Source organism: Thermogutta sp., from assembly GCF_039793925.1.
Taxonomy (GTDB): Bacteria; Planctomycetota; Planctomycetia; order Pirellulales; family Thermoguttaceae; genus Thermogutta.
Genome location: NZ_JBAMME010000130.1, coordinates 91283 through 117455, shown reverse-complemented (window position 1 = coordinate 117455; position 26173 = coordinate 91283). Strand labels below are relative to the sequence as shown.

At 56.6% G+C, this 26173-nt stretch carries 20 protein-coding genes; 14 read left to right on the top strand and 6 right to left on the bottom strand.

The window, feature by feature from the left end; translation table 11 throughout:
- Window positions 1-344: 344 nt before the first annotated feature.
- The 6 genes from ABJK56_RS05250 to ABJK56_RS05225 all read left to right on the top strand — a co-directional run bounded on the left by ABJK56_RS05250 (window position 345) and on the right by ABJK56_RS05225 (window position 7507).
- Window positions 345-881 carry a hypothetical protein gene (locus tag ABJK56_RS05250; protein ID WP_347243611.1) on the top strand — a complete coding sequence of 179 codons (537 nt, stop codon included), beginning with the start codon at window positions 345-347 and terminating at the stop codon, window positions 879-881.
- Window positions 882-935: 54 nt separating this feature from the next.
- The gene (locus ABJK56_RS05245; RefSeq protein WP_347243610.1) at window positions 936-1940 is read left to right on the top strand and encodes a hypothetical protein; all 1005 of its coding nucleotides are present in this window, start codon (window positions 936-938) and stop codon (window positions 1938-1940) included.
- 154 nt (window positions 1941-2094) lie between these two features.
- Entirely contained in the window at window positions 2095-2991 is an 897-nt protein-coding gene (folD, locus tag ABJK56_RS05240) for a bifunctional methylenetetrahydrofolate dehydrogenase/methenyltetrahydrofolate cyclohydrolase FolD (protein WP_347243609.1), read from the top strand.
- Between the two features lie 550 nt (window positions 2992-3541).
- Window positions 3542-3766 (top strand): translation initiation factor IF-1, encoded by a 225-nt coding sequence (gene infA / locus ABJK56_RS05235; protein ID WP_095414600.1) that lies wholly within the window; start codon window positions 3542-3544, stop codon window positions 3764-3766.
- Between the two features lie 273 nt (window positions 3767-4039).
- On the top strand, window positions 4040-4891 hold the full coding sequence (locus ABJK56_RS05230; protein WP_347243608.1) for a hypothetical protein: 852 nt from the start codon (window positions 4040-4042) through the stop codon (window positions 4889-4891).
- 99 nt (window positions 4892-4990) lie between these two features.
- Window positions 4991-7507: a hypothetical protein gene (locus ABJK56_RS05225; protein WP_347243607.1), complete on the top strand. Its 2517-nt coding sequence runs from the start codon at window positions 4991-4993 to the stop codon at window positions 7505-7507.
- Window positions 7508-7575: 68 nt separating this feature from the next.
- Here ABJK56_RS05225 and ABJK56_RS05220 read toward each other — a convergent pair whose 3' ends face one another.
- On the bottom strand, window positions 7576-8406 hold the full coding sequence (locus tag ABJK56_RS05220; protein ID WP_347243606.1) for a hypothetical protein: 831 nt from the start codon (window positions 8404-8406) through the stop codon (window positions 7576-7578).
- Between the two features lie 265 nt (window positions 8407-8671).
- Between ABJK56_RS05220 and ABJK56_RS05215 the strand changes: the two genes are divergently transcribed.
- Together ABJK56_RS05215 and ABJK56_RS05210 are read left to right on the top strand one after the other, a co-directional pair.
- Window positions 8672-10171 carry a YdjY domain-containing protein gene (locus tag ABJK56_RS05215; RefSeq protein WP_347243605.1) on the top strand — a complete coding sequence of 500 codons (1500 nt, stop codon included), beginning with the start codon at window positions 8672-8674 and terminating at the stop codon, window positions 10169-10171.
- Between the two features lie 73 nt (window positions 10172-10244).
- Window positions 10245-11180 carry an alpha/beta hydrolase family protein gene (locus ABJK56_RS05210; RefSeq protein WP_347243604.1) on the top strand — a complete coding sequence of 312 codons (936 nt, stop codon included), beginning with the start codon at window positions 10245-10247 and terminating at the stop codon, window positions 11178-11180.
- A 20-nt stretch (window positions 11181-11200) separates the two neighbouring features.
- Here the strand turns inward: ABJK56_RS05210 and ABJK56_RS05205 are convergent, their stop codons facing one another.
- The gene (locus tag ABJK56_RS05205) at window positions 11201-12541 is read right to left on the bottom strand and encodes an excinuclease ABC subunit UvrC (RefSeq protein WP_347243603.1); all 1341 of its coding nucleotides are present in this window, start codon (window positions 12539-12541) and stop codon (window positions 11201-11203) included.
- A 331-nt stretch (window positions 12542-12872) separates the two neighbouring features.
- Here ABJK56_RS05205 and ABJK56_RS05200 point away from each other — a divergent pair, with 331 nt between their 5' ends.
- The 4 genes from ABJK56_RS05200 (at window position 12873) to ABJK56_RS05185 (ending at window position 17076) form a co-directional block, all read left to right on the top strand.
- Window positions 12873-13175: a hypothetical protein gene (locus tag ABJK56_RS05200; protein WP_347243602.1), complete on the top strand. Its 303-nt coding sequence runs from the start codon at window positions 12873-12875 to the stop codon at window positions 13173-13175.
- A 126-nt stretch (window positions 13176-13301) separates the two neighbouring features.
- Window positions 13302-14264 (top strand): hypothetical protein, encoded by a 963-nt coding sequence (locus ABJK56_RS05195; protein ID WP_347243601.1) that lies wholly within the window; start codon window positions 13302-13304, stop codon window positions 14262-14264.
- A 233-nt stretch (window positions 14265-14497) separates the two neighbouring features.
- Window positions 14498-16075, top strand: coding sequence for an Hsp70 family protein (locus tag ABJK56_RS05190; RefSeq protein ID WP_347243600.1), 1578 nt, complete (start codon window positions 14498-14500; stop codon window positions 16073-16075).
- 11 nt (window positions 16076-16086) lie between these two features.
- A complete protein-coding gene (locus ABJK56_RS05185) occupies window positions 16087-17076 on the top strand; it encodes a hypothetical protein (protein WP_347243599.1) in 990 nt (329 codons plus the stop codon).
- A gap of 182 nt (window positions 17077-17258) precedes the next feature.
- Here the strand turns inward: ABJK56_RS05185 and ABJK56_RS05180 are convergent, their stop codons facing one another.
- From ABJK56_RS05180 to ABJK56_RS05170, 3 genes are all read right to left on the bottom strand, one after another.
- Window positions 17259-19082, bottom strand: coding sequence for a S41 family peptidase (locus ABJK56_RS05180; protein ID WP_347243598.1), 1824 nt, complete (start codon window positions 19080-19082; stop codon window positions 17259-17261).
- A 411-nt stretch (window positions 19083-19493) separates the two neighbouring features.
- On the bottom strand, window positions 19494-20516 hold the full coding sequence (locus ABJK56_RS05175; RefSeq protein ID WP_347243597.1) for a Gfo/Idh/MocA family oxidoreductase: 1023 nt from the start codon (window positions 20514-20516) through the stop codon (window positions 19494-19496).
- Between the two features lie 226 nt (window positions 20517-20742).
- Window positions 20743-22242 (bottom strand): FGGY-family carbohydrate kinase, encoded by a 1500-nt coding sequence (locus ABJK56_RS05170; protein WP_347243596.1) that lies wholly within the window; start codon window positions 22240-22242, stop codon window positions 20743-20745.
- A gap of 700 nt (window positions 22243-22942) precedes the next feature.
- Here ABJK56_RS05170 and ABJK56_RS05165 point away from each other — a divergent pair.
- Window positions 22943-24112 carry an A/G-specific adenine glycosylase gene (locus ABJK56_RS05165; protein ID WP_347243595.1) on the top strand — a complete coding sequence of 390 codons (1170 nt, stop codon included), beginning with the start codon at window positions 22943-22945 and terminating at the stop codon, window positions 24110-24112.
- A 198-nt stretch (window positions 24113-24310) separates the two neighbouring features.
- Here the strand turns inward: ABJK56_RS05165 and ABJK56_RS05160 are convergent, their stop codons facing one another.
- Window positions 24311-24649, bottom strand: coding sequence for an iron-sulfur cluster assembly accessory protein (locus ABJK56_RS05160; RefSeq protein WP_347243594.1), 339 nt, complete (start codon window positions 24647-24649; stop codon window positions 24311-24313).
- 366 nt (window positions 24650-25015) lie between these two features.
- On the opposite strand from ABJK56_RS05160, the gene ABJK56_RS05155 reads away from it, so the two are divergent.
- On the top strand, window positions 25016-26092 hold the full coding sequence (locus tag ABJK56_RS05155; RefSeq protein WP_347243593.1) for a hypothetical protein: 1077 nt from the start codon (window positions 25016-25018) through the stop codon (window positions 26090-26092).
- Window positions 26093-26173: the final 81 nt, after the last annotated feature.

Genomic DNA, 26173 nt, shown 5'->3' with positions numbered 1-26173 from the left:
AGTGACATCTTTTGTTTCATCGAAATCTATATAGAGTGGGGAAAGACTGTCGCGAAAGCGCACCAGGTTATCTCAATACGGTACCAGTGGCCAACGACCAACGGGGCCGAAATGGCTGAGGTTGAACCAGCTCGCGAATTTCGGTACCCTTCCACCGCCTGACAGAATAGGGCTTGGCCCGCGGTTTCTCGTCCAGGTCAAGGCCGGTGGTTTGGATCCCCCAATTATAGGGCAAAGGGCGAGTAGCGCTATGAAGTTTTTGTGAAGCGCACCTGGCTCCCCTAACGCTTTCCGAAACCGCGGATAAGGTTAATGGCAGGCGAACACACGATGGAGAGGTCGGTATGATCGACTTCGAAATACAGCGGTGCACACGTCACTGTGCGGTAACCGGCCGGGAATTCAAACCCGGCGAGGTTTTTTATTCGGTTTTATTGCCGGAGGGAAACGCCTGGAAACGTCTCGATTACTCCGCGGAGTCTTGGCATGGCCCGCCCGAGGGTTGCATCGCCTGGTGGCGAACCCAAATGCCCGCCCCGGAGCAGAAACGACAGTGGGCGCCCAGCGAAGTGATGGTTCGATGCTTGGAAGAGCTGGCGGAGCGACCGGATCGGGCCGACTTCCGGTACGTGCTGGCACTCCTGATGATCAGACGCCGGATTCTGCGACTGGAGGAAACGCGGAGAGAAAACGGGACGGAAATCCTGCGGGTCTATTGCCCGCTCACGGATGTCACGTACGAGATTCCAGCGGTCGTGCCTTCAGAGGAACGGCTCCAGGAGTTAGAGCAAGAACTCCTCAGCCTTTTAGAGGGCGATGAACGCGAGTTGGCCCTCGGCCCGGACTCGGCACATCAGTCGGTCGGTGGTTCGGCGAGTTAAGTGTGGCAGCTCGGGAAAGAAGAGAAGCGGCGATCAGGGTCAGGGACGACCTTTATGTTGTACCAGCGCGGAAAACTTCCACAGGATGCTTGTGACGATGGTCACCTGAGGCAGTTGCCGGGAAAGTGGTTGATCATCCTTAGCTGGTCTATCTTGACACTGGGTTGCCGGATTTTCCCAGCACCCCAGGAAACTTACACTGGGCCACAACTGCCGCCCAACCCGAGCTTAGAACAGATCGCGGCTTTCGTCAACGGTAATAGCTCCCAAATCCAAACAATCATCGCTGACCAGGGGTCGCTCTCAGCACCAGGGATGCCCACCCTGCGTACCGAAATCCTTTTCGAACGGCCGTGGCGTCTACGGATGCGTGGGGAAACCAGTTTGAGCGGACTGGAGATGGACGTGGGGAGTAACGATGAACTTTTCTGGTTTTGGGTAAAGCGAAACGAGCCGCCCGCTTTCTATTTCTGTCGTTATGCCGATTATGACCAACCGGCGAGCATAGCCAGGCGTGTCGTGCCAATCGATCCCCGCTGGCTGGTGGAGGCTTTAGGGGTTACACAGATCGATCTGAATTTGCCAACCCAAGGCCCGGTTGCTCTGGCGGGGCAACGGTGGGAAATTCGGCAACAGCGCCAGAGCGCGGACGGTCCCATGACCAAGGTGATCGTTGTGGATGCCCAGTATGGGTTTGTCATGGCGCAGTATCTCTACGACGCCCAGGGGCGACTTCTGGTGAGCGCGCTCAGCTACGATCACCGGAGGGAACCCGTCACCGGCCTCGTGCTGCCTCGGTCCGTGGAGGTGAGTGTGCCTGCGTCGGGAATGGCCTTCCGCTTGTACTTGGGCAACGCCCGCATCAATCAACCCATCCCAAACCCTTCAGTTGCTTGGAATATGCCGGTTTACCAGGGTTACCCGCTCGTCAATTTGGCCGATCCCCGGAATTTTTCGAGTGCGGTCACGCTAACGGGGACGGTTCCCGGCTGTCCCGTGCCGCCGCCAAGTACGATCTCGTCTTCCCCAGGGCTCACCTGGATTCCCGTGACACAGTAACATAGTGTTTTTGTCGCCAGCCCAACTCGTTGAAAGAGGGTCTGTGCCCTTATTGGGAGCACCGGCGGAAAGCCAGCGACAACCGCAGTAAGCCGGGGGAATTTAACCATTCCGAAGATCTTACCTCTCAAGGTGACTGCCAGGGAGGACAAGAATGCCCGCCGAGATCATCGACGGTAAAAAGATCGCGCAGGAGCTGCGAGAAGAAATCCGCGCAGCCGTGGCTGAATTAAGCAGGCGCTATAACGTTGTTCCTGGGTTGGCCACCGTATTGGTGGGCGATAACCCAGCTTCGGTCTCGTATGTCTCAGCCAAAAACAAGGCCTGCATGGAGCTGGGAATGCAATCGTTTCAGCACACTCTTCCCGAAAGTACCAGCGAAGACGAGTTGCTGGCGCTGATTGACCGACTGAATGCTGATCCGCAGGTACATGGCATCCTCGTACAGTTGCCTTTGCCTCGAAGCATCTCCGAGGATCGGGTGATCCGTGCCATCGATCCCCAAAAGGATGTGGATGGTTTCCATCCGTATAACGTGGGGCTGCTCGCGCTTGGAGAGCCTGTCTTTCCCCCATGTACCCCCGCGGGAATTCAGGAACTCCTTATCCGATCTGGCACTCCGATTGAAGGGGCGGAAGTTGTTGTAGTCGGCCGGAGCAACATCGTCGGCAAACCAGTGGCGCTGATGCTCATGCAAAAGCGGAACGGAGCCAATGCCACTGTGACCGTCTGCCATACCCAAACGAGGGACCTGGCGTTCCATACCCGCCGGGCAGATATCCTCATTGTTGCCGCGGGGAAACCCCAAGCGGTGACGGGCGACATGATTCGCCCTGGGGCCACTGTCATCGACGTCGGGGTCAACCGAGTTGGTTACACGCAGACCGGGAAGGCCAAACTGGTGGGCGATGTGGACTTCGACTCAGCAGTGCAAATTGCCGGAAAGATAACCCCAGTTCCAGGGGGGGTTGGGCCGATGACAATTACGATGCTGATGCGCAACACGCTCCGCGCGGCACGGCTGCGGCTCGGGCTCGACCTCGATGGTTGAATCCGCTCATCGCAATAGTAACGCTGACAGCTGCCACTCCCCAAGCTCCACAAAGAGGGGCGCTCGGATGGCGCACCGGCTTTCGGCGAAATTGGAAATCTGACCTGGCTCCTCGTACAATATGTCAGACAAACCATCTGGAGGGCTTGCCAGATTAAGGGGGCGGAGCTGATCCGTTGCAATCCGTTGCGGGTCGTTCATTGGCGCGACCCTCGCAAATGCCTGCGGTGAGGTTAGACCTAGAGGGTCTACTAAACTGCGGGATCTGCATTGCCCTATCGGCTTCGGGGGTTGAGGGAAGCAGGGACACGCTGACGATAGGCGGGGCCTGCTTCTCTCTGAATGGTGGACCAACAACTGGCTTGCGGGGTCGCCTGGCGGGAACGGTGCTTCCCAACGGGCACTCGCGAGGCTTGGACCAAACCAGAAAGGGCGGTAGGATTAAATTGTCGCGACGTGTCGTTTAACGGTTAGTTACTTCCCGTGTTTCGCTTGTGTGTGACAGGAATTGGGTGATGTTTATGGTTCTGGAAAAAGTTGGAAGGTGACTATGGCAAAGGAAAAGGAAAAAGGTATTGAAGTGCAGGGTGTGGTAACAGAAGCGCTCGCGAACACGAATTTCCGGGTACAGCTCGAAACCGGCCACACGGTTTTGGCGTATGTCGCCGGGAAGATGCGGAAAAACTTCATTCGTATTGTGCCCGGCGACAAAGTCCGGGTTGAGCTCTCTCCCTACGATCCCACCAAGGGGCGAATCACTTATCGCGAGCGATAGTTCTATTCACCCCGCCTTTCTCCCTCCAACCTTGAACCTGTCCGGCACCGTTCGCGTTCGGATTTCATTGGCAACGGCAAGAGGGTGTGCGTGCGCGCGGTATTCCCAGGGATTTTGTTTCTTCTTTCATGATCTACGCGCTGTTGGTGCCGGTGGGCTGGAAAAGTTTGTGGCTTGGCCGGTAGGATAAGACGGCGTGGGGAGTGTTTTGTGTGTTTTGTGCCCGCAATATAGCTCGAGCGCTCGGACTAGAATCAGCAGCACGTGACTCCCATGGCAGGAGAGCCCACGGTCAAGTCGGTCGTTGTTATCCATCCGTACGTAGATTTGGACGCCTGTGCTTGTGTGGCATTTGCAGGCGTTGACGTGGAACAAGTGGAATTTCTTCCCAGCCACATCACGGAACCACCGGCATCGCTGGCCACCGCTCGATTTCTCGACCATCCGTTGGGCATTAAGGGGACAAGGGAAGACGGCGGCCTGGTCCATGCAGCGTGCCTGTTAATGCCAGAAGCGGCAGATCTGGTCCATTCTCCTCTGCTCAGAGAGATCGACTCTCAGGATACATATGGGTGGTCATTCGCCCGCTACAATTTGGCGACGCTCATCACGGCTCTGCGTGCCGAATTTAAGGCCCAGGGTATGGAAGGCGAAGAGCTAGATCGGGCTATTCTGCGATGTATGGTCCCGATCATTCGTGGCTTAGCTCGGCTGGAACGGCAGCGACGCACCAAACAGGTAACACTCGTTAAGATTGGAGCCTGGCCGTTTGCCCTGCGGGTGGACTGCGAAAACCTCGACCCGCACGTTTCAGTTCAGGTAGTTTCTGAGCAGGAGGCGGAGGATTTACGACCAGTGGGCGTTTTATACCAGGAGGGGTACAATCTGGGGATTGCACGATTTGCCCCGTTCACCGATCCTGATTTTCGACCGCTGGCTCCCTATTTGCCCGGCTGGTTCATCCATTCGTCTGGGTTTCTCGCGTGCTGGGGATCGAATAAAGCGCCGCGTTCAGAACCGCCACCAGCAGGCACGCCGCAAAACTGGCTGGAATTGTTGCAACTTGTTCAGAAAGTGCTCAGCGATCCTGCGGCCTCTGCCGAAAGCGATCTCCCCAATACTTGATTGTTCACGTTAGGTCGGTCACACTAAAGGCCGAAAGGTTGGCGGGAAATCAAGGACCGACACTCGATTTGCGGTTCTCTCGCTTCCGGGAGCTTCGAGATGGCGGATTTTACCTTGCCATGTCTGTTGCAGTGGATGGGGGGCGGTTTCTCCCAGCGCTTCTTGTTACGGCAAACACTTTGGTGGGGCCTTGGGGGAGCCGTCTTCCTTGGCGCTTGCCTGACAGCATGGGGAAGGGCAGAGCAGCCTCACACTCCCGCGAGCACCTGGAAGCCTGGGCCGTTACTCCAAAAAATGCTGGCCGGGCCGCTATCCAACGTCGAAGAAATCGTCTTTGCCGTTCGGGTTCCCGGTCGCGACCACTGGTATGTGACCTTCGGCAATTACTCCGACGACTCCGAGTATCCCCGGACACTGGGTTTCAAGTTCGAAGATGGTGTCTATTGGGGCTACGGGGAGGGCGGCCGGCTTTGTGCGCTCAACCTGCGGACTGGTGCGGTGCGGGTCTTGCTCGATGATCCTCGCGGTGGGGTTCGCGATCCTCAGGTGCATTATGATGGCCGAAAAATCCTTTTCTCGTATCGCAAGGGCGGCACCCATCCGTTCCACCTCTACGAGATCAACGTTGATGGAACGGAGCTCCGCCAGTTGACAGACGGCCCCGACGATGACATCGAGCCCACGTACTGCCCGGATGGCAGTATCATCTTCTGTTCTTCGCGGTGTAAGAGGTTTGTGAACTGCTGGTACACTCGGGTGGCCGTGCTGTACCGATGCGACGCGGATGGAAAGAACATCCGACCGCTGTCCAGCAACAATGATCATGACAACACGCCCTGGATGCTTCCTGACGGCCGCGTCCTCTACATGCGATGGGAGTATGTCGATCGCAGCCAGGTGCACTTCCATCATTTGTGGACAATGAATCCCGACGGCACATTCCAGACCGTGTTCTTTGGCAACATGTACGGCGGGGTGGCCATGCTCGATGCCAAGCCCATTCCTGGCACAAATAGAGTTGTCGTCTCATGGTCACCGGGACACGGTCGGCCGGAGCATCTGGGGCCCGTAGCCATTGTGGATCCCAGCCTTGGTCCGGACAACCAAGCAGCGGTTAAGATTCTGGGAAAGGGCCGCGATTGGAAAGATCCCTATCCGATCAGTGAGGACTGCTTTTTGGTAGCCCATCCGCGGGGGCTTTTCGTCATGGATGGGGTGGGAAACAGCGAGTTGATTTACGAGCTTCCCCCGGAAGAACGGGCTAAGTTTCAATGCCATGAGCCCAGGCCAATTGTTCCACGACCCCGGGAGCGGGTGCTTGCATCCCGTGTGGATTTGACGAAGCCGACCGGCACCCTGATTCTGGAAGATATCTACCAGGGCCGAAACATGGCGGGAGTTCCCCGGGGCAAAATTAAGAAACTTCTCGTTCTCAAACAATTGCCGAAGCCGGTCAATTTTTCCGGTGGCATGGAGCCTTTGACCATTGGTGGGTCGTTTACGCTGGCGGAAGTGGTGGGGGAAGTCCCGGTGGAGCCAGACGGCTCCGCCCATTTTGAGGTGCCTGCTCTTCAGTCACTCTTTTTTGTCGCTTTGGACGAGAATGATCTCTCTGTGAAACGAATGCACAGTTTTGTCACGCTTCAACCGGGAGAAGTCACCAGTTGCGTCGGATGCCACGAGGTGCGGACGCATTCTCCGCACGTTATCCGAACCGATCTCATGGCTCTGCGACGTCCCCCAGACAAGATCCAGCCCATTTCGGACGTGCCCAAAGTACTGGATTTCCCACGAGACATTCAGCCTATTCTGGATCGGCATTGCGTGACCTGTCACAACCCGGATAGACGAGAGGGAAAAATCGACCTAACGGGTGATCACACGGCTCGTTACTCGATCAGTTACTGGACAATTCGAGTGCACAATCTCGTTTCCGATGGGCGCAATGAACCGCGGGGAAATCGGCCGCCGTATAGCTACGGGAGTGCTGCCAGTCGTTTGATGAAGCTTGTGGATGGAAGTCATTACGGGGTCAAACTGAGCCCGCTGGAACTAAAGACTCTCCGCTTGTGGATCGACACAAGCGCGTGTTATCCAGGAACCTACGCAGCGCTCGGTTGCGGTTATTATCCCGTCGATCTCCCCTGGGGCGACTTGGGACAGCGCTGCGGCGCCTGCCATGTCAAAGAGGTGGCCACGCCCGAAGGACCGAAAAAAATGGCTGTGTTTAACGGCGGATTCCCCGGTGCTATCGAGCCCCTTTGCAATCTTGACAGGCCGGAAAAGTCCTACCTCTTACGGGCTCCACTGGCAAAATCAGCGGGAGGGTTGGAGGCCTGCGGGGAGGCTGTGTTTGCCGACACCAATGACCCGGTTTATCAGAAAACACTGGCGGCCATCGAGGATGCCCATCGCCGCCTTCAGGAGGGAAAGCGCTTCGATATGCCGGGATTCCGGCCAAATCGCCATTACATCCGTGAAATGCAACGATTTGGCTTTCTCCCCGAAGATTTGGGCCCGAATGATCCCATCGACTATTACAAAGTAGATCGCGACTATTGGGACTCTTTCCTCTACCAGCCGATAAACACCAGCGGTCTCGCCACCAAACCGTGAAGGGACCACCGGGAAAGTGCAGATTTCTGGTTCTCGGATCGAGGTCGTCGCTCGGCGAGTGGTGGCTATCACTCGATTTCGTCCTCGTCGTCCAACTCTACTTCCACCAGCGGCGCGACGGTTCCATTCGGTTTAAACCTGCCAAGGAGTGACTCGCTGATGAGATTCTTCCCGAGCACAGCCCGATTGGCCGGCGGGGTCAATGAGCGATAAAGGACCCACTGGCGATCGCCAATCTGGATTCGATATCCCACGGCTTCGTCGCTGCTAACTTTCCGCAGGCATTCACTGACGGTCAGATGCCGCCAGGTAAGCTCGGGGAAAGTGTCGGTTCGGTTGAGCGCATCTTTAGCGGTAGCAGCTTGGTGGTCGACACGCCAGAGGGTCAGAAAAACGGGGAAATAAAACCGCCGTGCTGCCACCCGATAAGTCACTCGGATTTCGTTGTCAATGATCATGATGCTACCTTGGTTAAATCCCTGTTTCCATTCGGGAAACGCAAGCGGCAGAAGCAGCCCTTTCACACCGGTCCCGTCAACGAGAATCTCGTGGGTTTCCGCAGCGGCCCGTGGTTGAATTGCCGGTGAAACGGCAAAACTGAGGCTGTACATCCAGGTTCGTTGTCTCGTGCTCAGAAACGTTTCCGCGAAGAGGACAAATCCATCGATGGGGCACACAGTAATTTGTCTTTGTTGGCGAATTCCTGGCGTCAATCTCCGTTCAAATTCTCGGTGATGGGCTTCGCGGTCGGCAAATTGGCAGACTTCCTTCCACGGGCTGGTTGGAGTCGGAATTTCCCCATCCACTTCCACGGATGAGTTCCACTCTCCTGCGATGATGGATTCTCCCGCGAGGTTCACCGTGTATGCCATCTCGTGGTCACTGTGAGCAAGCTCCACATGGAGGTTTTCCCGACTCCTTTTCGATCCGAGGTGGACACGAGCACATCCAGTGGCCTTTCCGTGGTTGCCTGTCGATTTCTGCTCGGGCTGGTTCCATCTCTCAGGTGTTGGCTGCTCCATGTTTGCGATGTGTCCGCTAGAACTCGAAGTGCCATGGATCGGGAGTTTCGCTGCCTTTTCCTACTCGATTTCATCGATTATCGTAGTGAGGGGAGAGCGAGTTCAACTGCCGGTGCCCCTCAGATTGATAGGATACCGGGCATTGAATCTTCGTGTTTGCAGTTTACCGACGCGGGAAGAATTTACCGGCGGTTTCGAGGTATCCCAGGTTAATTGCATGATTCTTTCGGAAAAAGAGACGGCGATGAGATCGCAGAGGCTGATGACTTTTCTGGTAACTTTTCTGTCGATTCTGTGCATTTTCATTTCTTTTGGGACTGGATGTCGCAAGGAGAGGCCGGCGTCCGCTGTATCTCAAGCGACTGTCGATTCCCATGAAAAGGCCACTGTTCGCGGGGAGGAGGTGAAACCTTTTCAGCCGCCCGGCCCTTCCGTTGCCACCCCCCCGGAAGCGAACGCTCGGGAGGCAATGCAGTCTCCGACGAATTTGATGGATATCCTAGACATTGAGCTCAAGGCTGCCACAGAATGGCAGGTCGGCAACGAGGTCACCTTTCATGTGGAGGTGACCAACCACGGCGAGACCTTCGTTGATCAAATTGAGGTTCAGGGAAGTGTCCAGTTCGGGCTTCAGGACACAATCAGCGAAGCACGATGGACATTTCCTGTCGGGCGACTCGCGGCGGGAGAAACCATCTCACCGGTGCTCAGCTATGTTTCCACTAAGCCGGGTATCTGGTATGTTGCGGCAGCTATTTACCAGAAAGGTGAGCTGGTCAAGGCGACCACTAGGACGCTTTATATTCGGGAAACAGAGTCGCCAAAACCATCAGAAAAACCGGAAAAGGAAACCGTCTCTCTCGGTCCGCCGCTTGTTGAGCATCCGGAACGCTTGCAGCGGCTGCACCCCGAATATCCCATCTGGTTGGATGCGGAAGGCCGCGCGGTGGTGATGGTCGGCCAGGTCTGCCAACGTCAGGCCCCTCTGGAGTTATTTGCCTGTTTGAAGAATTCGAAGGAACACGAGTCGGTGGTATCCATTGATACCCGCGCCTACATTGTCCATGCTGGGCTTCTGGCTCTGGGGTTGGAACCCGGCCGACCTGTCCAGTTCTACCCCGAATACCGCCCGGCCGAAGGACCGGAAATCGACGTCCTTGTGGCCTGGAAGGATGCCGAAGGCAAAGTTCACACCACCCCGGCGCAACAGTGGGTGAGGGACGTCCGTACGAAGCAGGCGATGAGCTATCCATGGATCTTTACGGGGAGTCAACTCCTCACCGATGAGGAGACGGGAAAACAGTATTATTACGCGGATACTACGGGAGAGCTGATTTGCGTCTCGAATTTTCCCTCAGCGGTGCTCGACCTGCCTATCCGCAGCACGGATAGTAACGATGCTCTCCTTTTCGAAGCGTTTACTGAAAACATTCCCCCGCTGGGAACGCCGGTGACCGTGATTCTCAAACCTAAAGCGACAAATGGATCGCACAAAACGACTGAACAGGGAGTCGGTTCGAGCCCACCCGGCGCTGTCCCAACAGAGGAACAAAAGGAGGCCGCAAATCAGCCTGCTGAAATGTCAAGTCCGGCCGAACCAATGGCCCCTGGTAGGTCCTCTGGTGAGTCGGCGACGCAATGAGATGGAACCACGATCATCAAACGGTAGCTGAACTATTTTGAATGTGATTGAAAAGGGGGTTCAGATCATATCCATGGATCAGACGAGTTTCTTGAAGTCCAAGCTGTTGGAGTGTCTGGGTGGGCCGTGGCCGTCGCCCTGCAATCTCGATCCCGAGTGGGGCAAGCCGGTTCGGCGAGACGGCTACACCATCACCCGGGTGACCTACCAGGTGGAGCCAAACGACCGGGTACCGGCGTTGCTCCTTGTGCCTGACGGAGTGGACGAAAAAAGTCTCGCGCCGGGTATCCTCGTGTGGCATCAGCACAACGGTGAGTGGCATCTTGGCAAAAGCGAGCCAGCAGGGCTGGCAGGCAATCCGATGCACCACACGGGGGTAGCACTGGTGAAGGAAGGCTACGTCGTCCTTTGCCCCGATGCGCTGTGCTTCGAGGAACGCCAGTCGCCGTATCTGAAGGGTGGTGATTATGAGCGATTTGTTTTCCTGAAGTACGTGGTCGAGGGAAAGTGCCTCGCCTGGAAAAACATTCTCGATATGCGGCGAGCGGTGGACTTCATGTGCTCTTTGCCTTTTGTGGATGGTTCCCGATTGGGATGCTATGGCCATTCTATGGGATCAACATTCACCTGGCTTGTTGGTCCGTGGGAGGAGCGGCTGGTGTGCCTGGTGGGAAACTGCTGCCTGCCTACCTATAAAGCCATTCACCGGAAACATCTTCTTCACTGTTTTCCCAACTTTATTCCAGGTTGGCTGCGGTACGGAGATACGCCCCATATTGCTGGATTGATTGCTCCTCGGCCCCTTCTTCTCAATTTCGGCGAACTCGACGAAGGCAGCCCTATCGAGGAAGTTCGCGAGGGAGTTGAAATCATTCGCGCGTTTTATGAGAGGGCAGGGGCGCAGGAAAACTTCAGTGTGTTTATTCAGCCGGGCGTGGGGCACGTTCTGTCAGACGAAATGTGGGAGCGGACAAAGACCTGGTTTGGACGACATCTGAAGCGTGCGTGATTTCAGAAGTTCCGCTCCGCTTACGGGTTTTTCTCGTCGCCAAGTGTGGATTTTCGGCGGAGTATATGATGGTAGTGCTGGGCGAAGCGGTGAGCCTCGTCCCGCACATACTGCAGCAGCCGAAGGGCGAAGGAATGCCGACTGAGGCGAAGCGGTTCGTCCCTTCCCGGCACAAAGACTTCCTCTTCTCGCTTGGCCAGGGACACGAAAACCGGGCGGGGACCGTCCCATTGCTCCAGAGCAGAAAGGGCTGCGTGGAGCTGGCCTTTGCCACCGTCAATGAGAAAGATGTCTGGCGGAGATTCATCCTCCTCGCGCAGTCTGCGAAATCTCCGGTGGACGACCTCCCGAATGGCCGCGTAATCGTCGATCCCTTCCACCGTTTGGATCCGGTACCGCTTGTAACCGGGTTTGAAGGGCAGACCGTCGATGAAGCGGACCAGACTGGCCACCATCTCAGAGCCCGACAGATGAGCGATATCCACGCCTTCAATCGTTCGCGGCGGCTGGGCCAACTTCAGCACGCGCTGGAGTCCTGCCAATCCTTTTTTGGGATCGACATGAAAAACTTCAGGTTGGACATGGACGTCGATTTTGCCCCGCTCATCCAGCTTTTCGAGATACTCGATTTCATCCCGTAACCGGGCGGCTTCTTCGAATCGCAGGGCCTCCGCCGCTTCTTTCATCTCTCGCCGGAGATCCTTCAGAAGCCCTTCTTTGTCTCCCTCCAGGAACCTCTGGAGCCGTCGGATGTCTTTGCGGTATTCCTCCTTAGAAATCCGCAGGTTGCAGGGTGCGGTGCACTGGTTGATTGCCGCTAGAAGACACGGACGGAAATGACGCCAGCGCGGATCGTCTTCTCGTATGTCAAGCTGGCACGTGCGGAATTTGAAAATCTTTTGCAGGACCTGAATCGCCCCACGGAGCACACGGGGGCTTGTAAAGGGCCCATAAAGCTTAGTACCCCGTCCTTGCGGTTCCCGCGTGAACACGACCCGTGGGAAATCCTCGCGGATATAAATTTCCAAGTAGGGAAACGTCTTATCGTCTTTGAGCTCGCGATTGTATTTTGGCTGAAGATCCTTGATGAGCCGTGCTTCCATGAGCACGGCATCCACTTCGCTTTCCGCCTCGATGTAATCGATGTCCCGGATTTCCTGCACAAGTTTCGCTGTACGTGGATCCTCGGCGGCCGCCTTGAGAAAGTAGCTGCTTGCGCGATTGCGGAGGTCTTTGGCCTTCCCGATGTAAATGACCCGACCTGCCTCATCTTTCATGAGGTACACGCCGGGTTTGTGGGGAAAGTTTTTGACCTTTAAGGCAGCCGGAGAACGTGTGTGGTCCGCTTCCATGGATGCCATCGTCGGATACCTCCATCGGCCCCTGTCCTTGATTATACAGGGGGCCGGGTTGACAAATGGCTGGCGGTTGCCGCAGTGATCGCCGCATGGGTGCGATCCACGATTGGCTCCGCTAGCGGAGTTGCGGAGGTACCGATTTTCGAGTTGTAGGCACGTTCCCCCACTGAGAGGGATGGCAAGCAATACCTACAAGGAATTCCAAAGAGCGGCGCTGTCGCTGGTCAAATCAATCGCGAACGATTATCATAAAAATTAGCGCGAATTGCCGGGATCTGCCGCCGGCGGCAGCCCCTCGAAAGTCGGATCTGTCGTTTTCTTACAGGTGACCGCAATGGCTCGGAAGATCTTGGATCGGAAAGCCCTCCGTCAGCAGGCGGAGGCGGCTTCCCAGGAGGATACGTCAAAGGCGAAGTCTTCCAGGAAAAGTCGGCCGAAAGTTAAAAAGGTCGTTAAACGCATCGCCTTGTGGGGAGTGTTCAGCCAGACTCTCGTCGAAGTGCAGACCTTCGACTACGCTCATCGGGAAGACGCCGAACGGGTGGCGAGGGAACTCTCAGAAAGCAAAAAGGTCCCCCATTTTGTTCAGCTCGTCAAACGAGAAGTTGAAGTAGAGATACCGGTGGACGGGGCGTGATCGGCGGCGGATGACGACGTGGATGGAGTGCAGTCCAGGCCGGAGCCTTCCTGTCTACTGCCGTATCGGGTGGTTCGTGTCGCCAAATTCCCCAGCATGGTCATATGGAACCGAGAGGGCCAGAGGATGACATGGTATGATCGTAGAGCGCACCTGATGCGAATCACCGTGTTTTGCGTGGCGATAGGGGCTTTTGTTCTGTCGGATGGATGTGGGAAATCGGGTTCCAGCAGCGATGGCAAAGCGCCATCGATTGCCCGACTGGATATCGGTGAACTGCCCGTCCTCGGTGACCCACTTCCTCCTCTCGATGAGGGCCGCCTGGAAATCAGCCCGCCGCGCGATTGGGTGGTATCTCCACGTTCCAGTCGGTACATTGTTCGGTTCCAGGCCGCGGAGGGGAATCCTTACCCCACGGTAATCGTGACGGCGGAGGATTGCCAGCAGTTCAAGAACGTGGATGCTGGCAACGTGGATGCGTTTGCTAAATTCGTCGCTTCGGAGCTTGCTTCCGCGGGCGCCAAAACCACCGTCAAGACGGGACAGATTGGGCAGCTTGTGGGGGTCATGTATACCCGGCGGGCGCGGGTGAAAGACGCCCTCGGTGGGATTGTCGATCGGGTGTTTTTCGATACGGTGGTGGCCGGCCGTCGCTACCAGTTTGAGCTTCGCTCTCCGCCAGAAACGGTGGGCCTCGCCGAGCCCTATTTTCTGGCCATCGTGCGCGGGGCCAAAGTGAGCGGGGTGAGCGAGCTCGAAGAGACGCTCGCCTCGGAAGAGGCTGCAGCCAAGCCGGACACGAAAGAGTCGGCCGCCCGAGCGCCGGCAGAAAAGCCGGAAAAGGGGACAGCGGCTGCACAGAAAGAGGAGAAATCCGCGCAGCAGGCGAAATCGGCCGAGCCAAAACGGGAAAAGCCTGCAACCCCGGAAAAGTCCATTCCAGGGAAGACTCCAGAGCAGACTGCGGCACAAGAGACCAAACCAGCCACTCCTGCGAAACCGGAGCAACCGCAACCTGACGTCAGTCAAGAGAAGAAGGGTAAATCCGCAGAGGACCTGCTCAAGGAAGTGGATAAGCTACTTCAATGAGAAAACCAGAGGAGACGGGGCGGTCACCGCCGGATACCGGGATATCGACAGACGCCCCTGGTTGAATCACAATGATAAGCAAGCCGTGCTCATCTCCGGAAGCGGTGGAGCGGCACGGCGGGAGGTGGCCGGCATCTGGAGGACGGTACCTTGGGCTTGGGGGCATGGAGTGCCGTAGGTGCGTAGTCACGTGACAGGTGTCTCTTCAATCGTGTTGGTGGGAAAGGCCAGCAATGCATTTCGAACCTGGGCATACCGTCGGCATTGATTTGGGAACCACGTTCTCCGCGATCGCTATTCTGGACGACGAAGGACGCCCACGCGTCATTCCCAACGATGACGGAGAAATCGAAACGGCCAGCGTCATTCTTCTGGCGGAGAGTGGCCATGTGATTGTCGGCCCGAATAGGATGCGGGCGGCGATGGAAGATCCGCAGAACGTCATCGAGCGGATCAAGCGATACATGGGCATGCCCGACTACCGTCGCACGTTCGACGGACGGGAAATTTCGCCGGAGTTTATTTCGGCCCTCATTCTCAAAAAGCTTCGCCAGGACGCAGAAAAGCAGATCGGAAAGATCGGCAACGCGGTCATTACGGTGCCATATTACTTCAACGATGCGCGGCGCAAGGCCACTCAGGATGCGGGGCGAATTGCCGGACTTAACGTCGTCGACATCATGAATGAGCCCACCGCCGCGACGCTGACCTACGCCTACAAAGAGGGTATTCTCGGGAACCCGGAAATTCGGGTGGATAAGCCTCGGAAAGTTCTCGTGTACGACCTGGGTGGGGGGACGTTCGACGTGACCGTCGTGGAATACACTCCCACCCAGTTCCGGGTGCTGGCGACCGACGGCGATGTGCAGCTCGGTGGCGTGGACTGGAATGACCGTCTTCTTGACTATGTGGCGGATATGTTCAAGCAACGGCACGGTATCGATCCGCGGGAGTCACCGCAAATGATTCAGATCCTGCGGAATGACTGCGATCTGGCCAAGATTGAGCTGTCGGAGAAAACCGAGACGGTCATCCACTGCCGGTACGAAGGTCGCGCGATCGACGTGCCTATTACCCGCGAGCTGTTCGACCAACTGACAGCTGACTTGCTGCAAAGGACAGCCGACACAACTCTGCTTGTGCTGGAAGAAGCTCGCGTGCGGCCTGACGAGCTGGAAGCGATTGTTCTGGTGGGCGGCTCAACGTTAATGCCGCAGGTACCCGCGATGATCCGGCGGATTCTCAATCGCGAACCGTATCGCGGCATTTCCCCGCACACGGCAGTGGCCGAGGGCGCGGCCATCCATGCGGCGATTCTAGAAGCGAAATACCGCGGAGAGGAAAGCGAACTCGCCGAAAGAATTCGGCGGCGGTTGCAGATGGTGCAACAGGAAAACGTTAACTCGCATGGATTGGGAATTGTGGCCCTCGATCCGAAGACGGGAAAAACGATCAACCATGTGATGATTCCGCGGAACAGCCGGATTCCCATCGAGGTGCGCCGAATCTTCAAAACAACCAAAGACAATCAGGAGCGAATTACGGTCCAGGTTCTGGAAGGAGACGCACCGGATCCGTTCGCATGTTCGCTTCTCGGAAAGTGCCGTATCACTGACCTGCCTCCCAACTTGCCGAAGGGCTCGCCGGTGGAGGTGACCTACGCTTTCAGCGCCCAAGGACGCGTCATCGTGACGGCACGCGACAAGACCAGTGGGCGAGAAGCGCGCATCGAAATTGAACGCCGGGGCGTGCTCGCGGAAGAGGAAGTTGACGCCCTCGCCCGTCTGGCCAACGAATACAAAGTCGATTAGGAAGCCGTGGTATGGCAAAGAAGCCCATCGATGTTTATCGCGACTGGCTGGGCATTGAGGAAACCCAGCGTCCGCTCAATTACTATCAGCTTCTCAAGCTCCCTCTCTTTGAAGACGACGTTAATAAAATCCGGGAACAATATCGGAAACTGAACGCCTACGTCCGCAAATATGCGACGGGCGATTATGCATTTGAGTCCCAGCAGCTTCTCAATGAGCTGGCAAAGGCCATGCTCTGCCTCACCGACACCCAGCGCAAGCGCGAATACGATGCTATGCTGGGACGGAAGGATTTCGGTGAGGGTGTGCGACGCACCGTCGAGGAAATCCTCCTTGCTAATAGAGCCATCACACCTGAGAACCTGGAGCGGGCGCGGCGCTTTGCCCAGGCGGTAGGACTGGCGATCCATGATGCCATCATCCAGCAGAAGTTGGCGGCACCCGACGTGGTGATGCAAGCCTACGCCGAATCACAGGGGTTGCCGTTCGTCGATCTTCAAGAGACAACGATTGACGTATCGCTTCTCGACAAGATGCCTCCCGCACTGGCCCGCCAGTACTCCTGCCTACCCATCATGGTGGACGACAATCAGTTGCTTGTGGCGTCACCCTTTCCACTGAATCCCGATGTGGAAGAAACGCTGCGCCACTTGTACGGTTTGCCCGTCCGGAGCGTCATCACTACCCCGATCGGGATCAATGCGGCAGTCACACGGTACATGTCCGGCAGAGGAGACGGACGCGGTCAGAAAGCAGCCCCCGCCCATCAGAAGGCTTCCGCATCACAAACTTTCGCACCACGGTCCCCGGAACGGTTTCGGCAGGACCTCCAGTATGCGATCGTGGCGTTTAATCTGACGGTCATTCTCCTGATGCTCGCCCAGTTCATGCTGCGGACGGTGTATGACTGGTCCACCGTCATTGGAATGATGATTTTGGCCGTGATCGGCGGCATAATCGTGGGAGGGGTAACCATTGTGTATCTCTCTCGACGGCCGTAGCTTGTCGCGGCGCGAATGAGCTAAGCCTCGTTGTCGGAGAGACCTGCTTCCCAAGAAGCTTTGGCGAGGGGAAACAGTTCCTGGCTGCGCACCACTGGTGTTCCGAGAATCTGCTGCTCTCAAATCACAGTTGTTTCAGGGAAGAGTGATGCTCGCGGCGTGACGGCTGTCACGGGTCCCGACTAGCGCGTTGCGCCATCGCGTTGGGCAAGGATTTGTTGGGCTGCCTGGAGGCCAGCTTCGAGAATCGGATCGCGCGACGTTGAAAGCGATGCCTGAGAGGACACGTCGCCGGAGATCGACGAGGAATCGCTGCCCGACGTAAATCCTGAATCGAAGGGCAATCGGCCTGCAAGGGGGCGTGCCGCCACCTGGACGCGAATGTCGGGGATGACGCCCCGTCCCGCGTAGGGCTGGCCTCGAGGAGAAAAGAACCGAGCCGTGGTCAGACGGAGTCCGGCGCCGCTAATGGTGAGCGGAAAGATTCCCTGAATCGAACCTTTCCCATAGCTCGGGGTGCCCACAATCGTGCCGCGGCCCTGGTCCTGGAGGGCACCTGCAAAGATCTCCGCAGCACTTGCGCTTTCGTGATCGATAAGAACGACCAGCGGCACGGCACACTTGCGCACCTCTTGCGCAGTGTATACGAGGTTCTCCTCCGAGTTTCGGCCCTGTGTCGAGACAATGGTTCCGCCAGTCAAAAACAGATCTGCCGTTTCCACTGCTGCCCCCAAAAGACCACCGGGGTTTCCTCGCAAATCGATGATCAGAGATCGCATGCCCTGGGCTTCTAGCAGGTTGAGCGCTGTTTCCACATCGTGGGCTGTGGTTCGCTGAAAACTGAGCAGTCGAAAATATCCGATTTTCGCCCGGTTATCCAGAATCCGCACATCGGTCACGCTCGGGACCTCAACCCGTGTGCGGATCACGGAAACAGACCTTATTCGGCCGTCTCGATCCACAATCTCCAGCGAAACGCTTGTTCCCTCCGGACCTTTCAGAAGCTCCGCCGCGCGATCCGGTGAAACATCGCGCACCTTCTGCCCGTCCACGGCCACAATCCGATCCCCGGCGCGAACCCCCGACTTTTCCGCCGGACTTCCCGCGATCACCCGCAAAACGATGAGCGCATCTTCCTGCGGACGCAACTCGACCCCGAGGCCCACAAAATTACCTTCGATCTGAGAGTAAAGGTCGGAAAGCTGTGCGGGTGTCAAGAACGCAGAGTATGGATCCAGGGAGTTTACCGCTCCGCATATCATTTCCATCACCGCAGCGCTGACCGGTAGTCCCACCTTCTCATGCAACCACTGGGTTAAGCGGTTAACGGCCTCGAGAGTTGTCGTCCGCGACTGCACGCGGAGTGGCGGCACGATAAACTCCAGATCGCGCCCGGCACTGGCCGCCGCCTCTGATGACAAACTGATTTGGTAGGCGGCGAGGAATTTGGGCTCGCTCAAAGCGAGAGCCAGACCATGGACACCCTGAGTATAAAGTTCGTTCCAGTGGGGTGATTCCACATAATGAGCCTGGATTTTGAAAAGCACCTCGTCATAAAGTTGGAGGGCATTGCGCTCCGAAAGATTCCGAACGGTTTCCAGAAAGGTACTGTCCGCGTACCGACGGATGAGATCATAATGAAGTCGCGTCTCGTGAAATCGGATTTGCAGTTGCGTATGGCCTGGAAAACGGCGGATGGCTTCTTCATAAAGGCTCAGCGCCTCACCCCACCGGGATTGCCGCTCCAGAGCCTGCCCCTGTTCCAAAACAGCTTTCAGTTCCTCGTGTTCGTTGGCTGAAAGCGAAAAGGGATCGGAAGACGGACGATTGTTCAGCTCTCCACCGTCTGAGGTGGCTAGTGCGAAACCCGTTAAAACAAGTGAGAATCCAATCGCTGCTCCAAAGAGGCCTGCTCTCCCAAGCAAGCGCCGTAACCGACGGAAGTGCCGATCACGAAGAGTGCCGAGGATTGTTCCCACAGACGAGTCCGAACCTGAGTGCTCCATGCGTCCAGTCCTCACAGTGCTCCCTCGCATAGCTTCCTGCGGACGCCCACCTGCGATGAGCAGGCAAAAGTGATGCTCGTGGATCCTCCGATTGCCAATCCCACCAGAATATTTCACACCTGACGGCGTTCGACGACACGCCGCCAGCCCACATTACTCTGTTCGGATGAGTATAGCTCAGGCATCGACCATGGGCAAAAACCCCAGCGGTGTTTTTGCCCGATTTGTTCGGTAAAACCCGCAATCTCACAAGGCGCAGGCGCCGAACCTGATCGTGGCAGAAAAGTTGACGATAACACCTACCGTGGCGCCGGAAGTGGCAGCGCCATTTTGGTGAAATTTTTCAGATCTCCGCAGAGAAGATGGGAAATTCTAGAAAACAGCTCCGCTCTTACTTGATGGGGGAGTCACTCAGACTTTTACGGCTCGACGCCGTTTGACAGATTCGATCTCCCGATGAGCCAGGACCAGGGCATCCCGCGCCAGACGACCATCGAGGAACATGGATGTCTCTCCGTTCTTGATGCAGCGGACCACCTCCGTTAGTTCCGCAGCGAAGTCATCGACAGGATCGCGGGCAGGAAGTTTCGGCCGTTTTACTTTCCCGTCTTCGGTGAGGATTGTGACCGGCATATTCATCCAGGAATCGAAAACGAGCGTTGCTTTTTCCAGATGAATCTCGTAACCGTTGGTGAAGGGCCGGCCCTGCTGCATGATCACCCCGCTAGTTGCCGTGACCACGAGGCGGGGGTCATCGAAGAGGAACTGAGTGCTGAAATACTCGGGGACTTCCCCCCGCATACGCCCCACGCTGTGCACGGCTTTCGGCATGCCGAACAGAAGCCGGATGAAGTGAGCATCATGAATGTGCAGATCGATAGCGGGACCACCGCACACATTTGGATCATAAAAGTCTTTCAGCCACAGGGGATCGGAAATAACCCGGTTGAAATGGCCCCCCAGGCAGGCTCCGTACTTTCCACTGGTGACGGCATCATACGCGAAGCGATAAGCCGCGAAAAAGGGGAGCACATGACCGATCAGCAGTATTTTGCCGCGTTTTTCCGCGGTCTTCACCATTTTGTCGGCTGCCTGGACCGTTAGGGCAATGGGCTTTTCGCAAAACACATGTTTGCCCGCCTCCAGGGCCGCGATGGTCGCCTCGGGATGGAGAGCCGGTGGCAGGCAGATATCCACCACGTCCACATTGGGATCTTTCAGAAGCTCCGCGATGTCAGAGTATTTGGCGATTCCTCTCAGGTCCATCTTGCGGCCAGGTGGTCCGAAATTGCCTTTAATGGACCGCCAGTCTCCAGCCAATCGCTCCGGTATCTTTTCACAGATGGCCGTGACTTTGACTCCCTTAATCTTTTGATAAGCCAGATAGTGAATCATTCCCATGAAGCCGATGCCCACGATCCCGACGCGAACCATTTCATCCTCCTTCTTCAATGAGTCTTCCGGCACAAGTCACCAGAACAGATATGCTTGTCTTCAACGGCTGTAGCGGTCGAGGTTTACCGATGCCCGTACAACTCTGCTGATGTTCCGCGATTTTGGTTTTTACATTTTTGTATTTCGCGTGTCTTTCCGCGGAGCAATAGTAAAACCCGCCGCGGTGCAACACTGCCAGGCAGCATCACCCAAATGCCTAGATGTGTCACACAGTTGCCTCCAGGATCTGCAAGAACCGCGGGAAGGCCTCGTCCCAGGCTGCAGTGTTTTGGGGCAAATACTCATCGAGCGGGAAGCTTTGCCGGATGATTTCGCGAGCTTCGGAAATGCTGCCCACTTCTCCGGCGGCCACCGCTTGCATCATGATGTTCCCAAGTGCGGTGGCTTCCACCGGACCAGCCAGCACCGGCCGACCACACGCGTCCGCCGCAGCCTGACACAATAGCCGATTCTTGGTTCCCCCACCAACAATGTGGATGACCTCGATCCGTCGGCCAATGAGCTTCTCACACATTCCCAGAACATGCCGGAATTTCATGGCGATGCTGTCGAGAGCACACCGCAAAACGGCTCCCTCAGTTGACGGAACCGACTGGCCTGTGCGACGTACGAACTCGCGAATGGCTTCCGGCATGTCGGTAGGAGCCAGGAACATAGAATGATCGGGATCGATGAAACTGACCAACCCCGGCGACTCGGCCGTCAATCGATTGAGATCTTCCCAGTCCCAACTCCGGCCCGCCTGATTCCAAATTCGCCGACATTCCTGAACCAGCCACAGGCCAGTGATGTTCTTGAGAAGCCGGATCGTATTCCCCACACCGCCCTCGTTGGTGAAATTGAGGGTCAACGACTCTTCGGTGATGATGGGCTGCTTGACCTCGACTCCCATCAGAGCCCAGGTCCCCAGGCTGATGTAACACCAGTCAGGCCAGTCATCCCCATGCTCGCGTGCCGGCACGGCCATGACGGCACTCGCTGTGTCATGCGTTCCCGGTAAAACCACCTGGGTCTGCGTGAGCCCCGTCTCGGACGCGACACTCGGCCGAAGTGGCCCCAGGACTGTCCCCGGCTGTACGATGGGGCCCAAAATGTGCGTGGGCAGTCCGAAGCGATCAAGCAACTCAGTCGCCCACCGACGCTCCACAGGATTAAAAAATTGCGTGGTGGTGGCATCGGTGAATTCATTGCATTTTTCGCCGGTCAACATCCAGTGGAAGAGATCCGGCATCATGAGAAGTCGGTCGGCAATGTCGAGGAGCGGGGAGCCACCGAACTTCATAGCGAGGAGTTGATAGAGGGTGTTCAGTTGCATGAACTGGAGCCCCGTTTGCCGGAAGATTTCCTCCCGTGGCACAATTTGAAAAGCCTTTTCCATCATGCCATCGGTGCGGTGGTCTCGATAGTGGTAGGGGTTGCCCAGCAGTTCATCGTTGCGGTCGAGCAGTCCGAAATCAACGCCCCACGTGTCCACTCCCACACTTGCCACAGTGGTGTTCACGCGCGATCCAGCCGCATAGAGTCCATTTCGGATGTGGGTCCACTGGCCAAGCACATCCCAATAGAGCCGATTTCCCACTTCCACCGGCCCATTTTGGAATCTGTAAACTTCTTCCAGCTTTACCCGACGACCATCAAACAGGCCTACCACGTGGCGCCCGCTGGATGCCCCCATATCAATGGCAAGAAAGGCTTTGTCGGACATGGTCGATCACCTGTGTCTAGGGAATCTCTCAGAAACTTCACCCGTCCCTTGCTGGGGCAGCGAAATGACTCGTGACGCAACACGGAAGCCGTAACCACTGGCAAAGGATTCTCGTCCTGTCCGCATAAATGGCCCGTCGGCGTTGGTATTTTTGGACCGGTGGTCCTCCCCAACTCCGCACACTCCCTCCGCACCAGTCATGCGCCCATGTCTTGACACGCCAATGCGCTACCAACCCCACCACCGATCGCGTCATCCGCCGCAGGGTCCTGATTCGCTTTTTCGCACTCTATCAACGGGAAATAGTGGCCGGAAATCGCAGTCGCGTCAAGCCCCTGCAGAATGAGAAATCTTCTCCGGAACTGTTTTCCGCATCGGGATGACCCTTCCATACGCCGGGATCGCAATCTCTTTCGTGGGCTCTCAATACAATGAAACTCGAAGCATTACTCGAAGTGTCCTGGATCGGGGTGAGGATCAACCAACCCCACCGGTTCCCATCATTGGGTCCCTGAACTTGGAACTGAAAACTCCGTAAGTCGCCGGGGCTGGTTCAGCCACTTACTGGGCCTGGACATGGCGCGCAGGACCGATGGGGTGCTGATCCGCCAAAGACGTTTGGATCTCGGAGAAGAAGGCAAAGAGCAGTAGCATTGACAGTGCGGGAAACCAGGCATCAGTGGCAGTGAATTTCGACTCTATGTCAACGAAAAAATTTCCTTTGAAACATCACGAAAAGCCGTCGGATTTACCAGTGGATGAGCAGGTCGTAACGCTGGCGCGTGCGGAACTTCTCCGCTGGTTTCGTCACCATGCTCGGGACTTTCCCTGGCGACGAACCCGCGATCCCTATGCGATTTGGGTGAGCGAGATCATGCTTCAGCAGACCACTACTCAGGTTGTGGAGCCATATTTCCGGCGTTTTCTGGAGCGATTCCCCACGCTGGAGCGCCTGGCCTCAGCCGACGAAAGTGACGTGCTCAAACTGTGGGAAGGCCTGGGATATTACCGCCGGGCTCAGAATCTGCATAAAACCGCTCGCATCCTGCAGACGGAGTTTGACGGGCAATTTCCCCGGGATCCTGCGGTACTGATGCGGTTGCCGGGGATCGGTCGGTACACGGCGGGAGCCATCCTCTCTCTCGCCTTCAACCAATCCGTTCCGATCCTGGAAGCCAACACGCGGAGACTCTTTTGCCGGTGGCTGGGTTCAGCCGACAATGGAACTCCACTTTCGGATCGAGTTCTCTGGCAGGTGACCGAAATGTTCCTCGCTCCACACCAAGCGCGTAAGATCAACCTGGCGCTCATGGATGTAGGGAGTGTGATCTGCCTCCCGAAAGCACCGCTATGTGGGCAGTGTCCTCTCAAAACAACCTGTCAGACGTTCCAGAAGCATCTGCCGTTAGGGCAAAACTCACAAAAGAAGCAGCCTCATACGCTCCGCCATGAGGTGGCTTTTGTTCTGGTCTGGAAGCGGCGACTCTTCGTGCAGCGGCGCTCGAAGGGACGTTGGGCGGGATTGTGGGAATTTCCCAGGATTTTACTGCAGGAAGGCGGGAACGAAGTACGAGCACCAGAGCAGATCGCCCTTCCCGAACTCATGAAGCAAAAGGAGCTTTTGGCAGGCCTTGAGCCAGTCAGTGCCCGTCACTTTGCACGGGTCCGACACCAGGTGACGCGCTATCGCATTGTCCTGGACTGTTTTCTCGTTCCGGTTTCTGGACAGGCCAAACCGAGGATTTCAGATGGGCAAACGGCCACGGCTTGGGTTGGCCTTGACGCCCTCGATGGACTGCCGATGCCTGCCCCTATCCGTCGGGTGCTTCCCCTTCTCTCGAGGGAACTCGGCAGCGAACCGCTGGCGTAACGGATAAATTCATGGATAGGCACGAGGGCGCGGCGCGGGCACGAACAATCGCTGGAAGGAGATATCCCGTTTTGTGCCAAAAAAAAGCGCAGGTCAACGTCCCGTTGATCTGCGCCCGGTTTCGTTTGGCTGTGTTGTAACTTAGGACAGAAACCCCAAGGCGAATGGGAATCCTCCCGGGGTAAGACACGTGGTCCTTCAGGACACAGAGAACGACGTTCCGCAACCACAGGTGCGAACCGCCAGTGGATTGTGAAACACGAATCCCCGCTGGAGAATGCCATTTTGATAGTCGATGGTGGTGCCGGCCAGGAACTGAAGGCTTTTCTTGTCGACCACCACTTTGACGCCGTGAGATTCACAAATGACGTCACTGGCGGCGTCCGGGTTCGTCTCGAAATCCAATCTGTACTCAAAACCGCTACAGCCCCCGCCCACCACGGAGACGCGGAGGGCCGAGTCAGCCGCGAGTTGATTTTCCGCCAAAAGACGCTTGACCTCTTGGGCAGCCGCTTCAGTAAGGAACACCTGACTCATTTTCCACTCCTCTTAAATTCGCAAACTCAGTCCAGACCCTAACGTCGATTCATCCCTCCAACCCAGTACCTAACTTTTCGGTGAGTCACATGTCTATCGCAGGCCGAGACAGCGTCGTCGCAGTACCGCTTGCGTCAAAAAAGGCAGTTGCTTGCCCCGGGATCGTACCCAACAAGGTTGGTCATTGACTATCCTAACCGCTGCCTGAAAAATGTCAATTGCCACAAACCAAATTGTTTTAATCGGTGTCTGGCTGCACGGGTTCAATCTTCTGGGGGGGCTGGCTCCGTCCTGTGAATGTTTTTTAGCTGGCGCGGCTATGAACTAACCAGAGCGTGAGTTCTCTGGGCAACTCAAGGAGGTACGATGACGAGTGACGGCTTCGACCGACATGTGGAAATCATAGCGCGGGCTGTTCGAGAACTGCCATCGTGCCTCGCGATTGAACATTGGCACCAGGCGGAAATTCTCGTTGCCGGCCCGGACGCCGATGATTTTCTCCATCGGGTCTCCACAGCGCCGCTGCGGGGGCTGCCGAGCGGAGTCGGCCGACGCATGCTCTTTCTGGATGCCAAAGGACATGTGAAGGCCGCCGCGACAGGTTGGAAGCGAGGGGATGGTTGGATTCTCGAAACCGAGTCCGCACAGTCCGAGAGGCTCGTCCAACATCTTGAATGGTTCCACATCCGAGAACGCCTGGAGATTCAGGACTCTTCACAGCACTGGCGAAAAATCCTTCTAGTGGGGAAGGACGCCGAATTCGCTGTCCGTGGCATAGCAAAATCACAGCTACAATTTTCGGACAATTCCGCTGGACTTGCGGAAACGCGGCTTGATCTGGGTTGGTCAAAGACGCAGGATCCACGAGCGGTTTCTTCACCGGCCAACTTCGCGCTTGAAAGGGAAGCCGAAGCCTGGGCGAGGCGATTTGACCAGCGCCTGGCGCCCAGTTTGCAACTCGTCTTGCCAAGGTCGCACGAAACCCACGTGTCGTCACTGCTTCGAACAGCCGCTTGCGTTGTGTCCCAGAATGAATGCGAGTGGCTGCGGATTCTCTTCGGCATGTGGATTTACGGCCAGGACGTAACCGAAGAAAGGTTGGGCCCCGAAGTAACCGATGATGAACGCATTATCGGACTTAACAAGGGGTGTTATCCGGGACAGGAAGTGGTGGCTCGAATTGTTTCCCGAGGGCATATCAACTGGCGACTGCGGGGGCTGAGTTTTCCCGCAGGCACCCATTTCGCTGCCGGTTCGGAGATTCTCGTCGGTGGCAAGAGGGCGGGATGGCTGACTTCCGTGGCCCCTTTACCCGGGACTGATTGGGCTGTGGGCTTGGGGTATATCCGGCGCGAATTTGACATGTATGGCCAAACGTTGCTCACCGATGCCGGACCCGTGGGCTTACATCCTGTCCCTTTTCGGCTGGAGGGTTCAGGCTAATCCCACCAGGCAGGGTTTTCACCACGAGGACTTTATGGCAATTATTCTCGCTTCATCCCGGGAGCGCAGATCGCGAGACAG

Bases quoted from the DNA above. Each gene is read 5' to 3' on its own strand.
- ABJK56_RS05250 (WP_347243611.1), top strand. From the start codon at position 345: ATGATCGACTTCGAAATACAGCGGTGCACACGTCACTGTGCGGTAACC.
- ABJK56_RS05245 (WP_347243610.1), top strand. From the start codon at position 936: ATGTTGTACCAGCGCGGAAAACTTCCACAGGATGCTTGTGACGATGGT.
- folD (WP_347243609.1), top strand. From the start codon at position 2,095: ATGCCCGCCGAGATCATCGACGGTAAAAAGATCGCGCAGGAGCTGCGA.
- infA (WP_095414600.1), top strand. From the start codon at position 3,542: ATGGCAAAGGAAAAGGAAAAAGGTATTGAAGTGCAGGGTGTGGTAACA.
- ABJK56_RS05230 (WP_347243608.1), top strand. From the start codon at position 4,040: ATGGCAGGAGAGCCCACGGTCAAGTCGGTCGTTGTTATCCATCCGTAC.
- ABJK56_RS05225 (WP_347243607.1), top strand. From the start codon at position 4,991: ATGGCGGATTTTACCTTGCCATGTCTGTTGCAGTGGATGGGGGGCGGT.
- ABJK56_RS05210 (WP_347243604.1), top strand. From the start codon at position 10,245: ATGGATCAGACGAGTTTCTTGAAGTCCAAGCTGTTGGAGTGTCTGGGT.
- ABJK56_RS05205 (WP_347243603.1), bottom strand. From the start codon at position 12,541: ATGGCATCCATGGAAGCGGACCACACACGTTCTCCGGCTGCCTTAAAG.
- ABJK56_RS05200 (WP_347243602.1), top strand. From the start codon at position 12,873: ATGGCTCGGAAGATCTTGGATCGGAAAGCCCTCCGTCAGCAGGCGGAG.
- ABJK56_RS05195 (WP_347243601.1), top strand. From the start codon at position 13,302: ATGACATGGTATGATCGTAGAGCGCACCTGATGCGAATCACCGTGTTT.
- ABJK56_RS05190 (WP_347243600.1), top strand. From the start codon at position 14,498: ATGCATTTCGAACCTGGGCATACCGTCGGCATTGATTTGGGAACCACG.
- ABJK56_RS05185 (WP_347243599.1), top strand. From the start codon at position 16,087: ATGGCAAAGAAGCCCATCGATGTTTATCGCGACTGGCTGGGCATTGAG.
- ABJK56_RS05180 (WP_347243598.1), bottom strand. From the start codon at position 19,082: ATGGAGCACTCAGGTTCGGACTCGTCTGTGGGAACAATCCTCGGCACT.
- ABJK56_RS05175 (WP_347243597.1), bottom strand. From the start codon at position 20,516: ATGGTTCGCGTCGGGATCGTGGGCATCGGCTTCATGGGAATGATTCAC.
- ABJK56_RS05170 (WP_347243596.1), bottom strand. From the start codon at position 22,242: ATGTCCGACAAAGCCTTTCTTGCCATTGATATGGGGGCATCCAGCGGG.
- ABJK56_RS05165 (WP_347243595.1), top strand. From the start codon at position 22,943: ATGTCAACGAAAAAATTTCCTTTGAAACATCACGAAAAGCCGTCGGAT.
- ABJK56_RS05160 (WP_347243594.1), bottom strand. From the start codon at position 24,649: ATGAGTCAGGTGTTCCTTACTGAAGCGGCTGCCCAAGAGGTCAAGCGT.
- ABJK56_RS05155 (WP_347243593.1), top strand. From the start codon at position 25,016: ATGACGAGTGACGGCTTCGACCGACATGTGGAAATCATAGCGCGGGCT.